This is a genomic window from Solibacillus merdavium (assembly GCF_014836935.1).
GTDB lineage: Bacteria > Bacillota > Bacilli > Bacillales_A > Planococcaceae > Solibacillus > Solibacillus ferritrahens.
Genome location: NZ_JACSPW010000046.1, coordinates 1 through 1,570 on the forward strand (window position 1 = coordinate 1; position 1,570 = coordinate 1,570).

Here is a 1,570-nt window from a genome sequence, read left to right on the forward strand (position 1 = left end):
CCCATGTCTCTAGGCGTCTGATTGCGCGTACATTCCTTCGTTCGGTCTATTCATAAGGCAGAGGCTGGCGATGCTCCTTAGGGGACTCGTTTCTTAAATCTCACGGTCGAATGGAATAAATAGTGCCGGCTTCTCCGTGTCATCCTCTTGTTTAAACTTTTGTGTAGGTACGCTTAGGCAGCCGTTTGAAGACTTGCGAAATCGGTCATCATTTGGTGTTCATTAAACATTGTTTTCTTTTTGCACAAGGCATGTAAAATCTTCAGTAATTTCCCGCATAGCACGACAATCGATTGCTTCTTACGGAGCGGATTGATGGTGCGTGTAGTGTAATATTCATGTAATTGTTTAAACGCAGGATTATGCAAGATTAAAGGCATCATGACTCGGAAGAGAAGGGCACGAAGTTTTCTTCTCCCTCGTTTGGAAATCCGTTTTTGTCCCTTTTGCTGACCAGAAGAGTTTTCACGCAATGTGAGTCCCGCTAGTTTAATTAATTGGCGTGGATGTGTATATTGCGCTAAAGAACCAACCTCTGATAGTAAATCGACAATCGTGACATCCCCGATTCCAGGTACCGATGCTAAATATTCATATTCCGTCATTTGTTTGGCTTGCTCTACGAGCTGAGCTGTTAGTTCTTCAAGTTGAGCCTGCATCATTTTGTGCTGTGAAAGAAGCGTGGCAATTTCGAATTTGGCCATCACTAAACCTTCTGTCAGTCCGATTGAGCTTTCTGCAACCTTGACTAATTGCTTTGCCTTTGGTAGCTGCGGGCATTTCATACCGTCTACCTGGCGATATAAAAATAATAATTCTTCTGGTGATTTGCCTACAATATCTGTTGGCAACGGTGTCATTTCAAGCACCGCATACGCCATTTTCCCAAAGCTTTTAAACACTTGTGTGAATTCAGGGAAAAAGCGATCCAGCCAACGAATAATGCGATTTTGTAGGGCATTTAAATCTTCTTGAATCTTTGAACGTAATGTCGCTCCATTTCGTAACTCAGCCTCGATTCCTTCAAGATGTCGGGGATAGCTGAAACGACCGTCTCTCATGAGGCGAGCAATGACTAGCGCATCCTTTTGGTCATTCTTCGTTTGTAGGTTGTCATCTAATTCCTTCGAGCGATTAACGTGCATTGGATTAACCATTACGAATGGAATTCCATAGTTGGTTAAAAACGCAGCTAAGTTCATCCAGTAGTGACCTGTTGGCTCGAACCCAACAAGAATTTCGTGTTTATCATAAGTTGCTTTAAGCGCCATTAGGCGTTCATAAAGGTATTCAAAACCAATACGTGATTGCACGATCGGAAATGATTTTTGGAGCACTCGACCTCGATCATCGATTGCACAAGCATAATGTTTATGTTTAGCAATGTCGATGCCAATAACTAGAGTATTTTCAGAAACTTGATTAATTTTCTCATTCGTATTAAAATTCATTGGAATGGAGTCCTCTCTGTAGATGTATGAGTCAATGACCGTTGACACTCAAGCATCATACAAGAGGGCTTTTTTGTTTTCAAGTCCCCGAAAATCTTTCTAACAGGAATGCTCCTTAA

Annotated in this window: 1 protein-coding gene; it reads right to left on the reverse strand. The window is 41.8% G+C overall.

Features of this window, described 5'->3' with window-relative positions; all coding sequences use genetic code 11:
• Positions 1-173: 173 nt before the first annotated feature.
• Entirely contained in the window at positions 174-1,451 is a 1,278-nt protein-coding gene (locus tag H9632_RS18660; RefSeq protein WP_191705562.1) for an IS110 family RNA-guided transposase, read from the reverse strand.
• Between the last annotated feature and the right edge of the window lie 119 nt (positions 1,452-1,570).

Bases quoted from the DNA above. Each gene is read 5' to 3' on its own strand.
- H9632_RS18660 (WP_191705562.1), bottom strand. From the start codon at position 1,451: ATGAATTTTAATACGAATGAGAAAATTAATCAAGTTTCTGAAAATACT.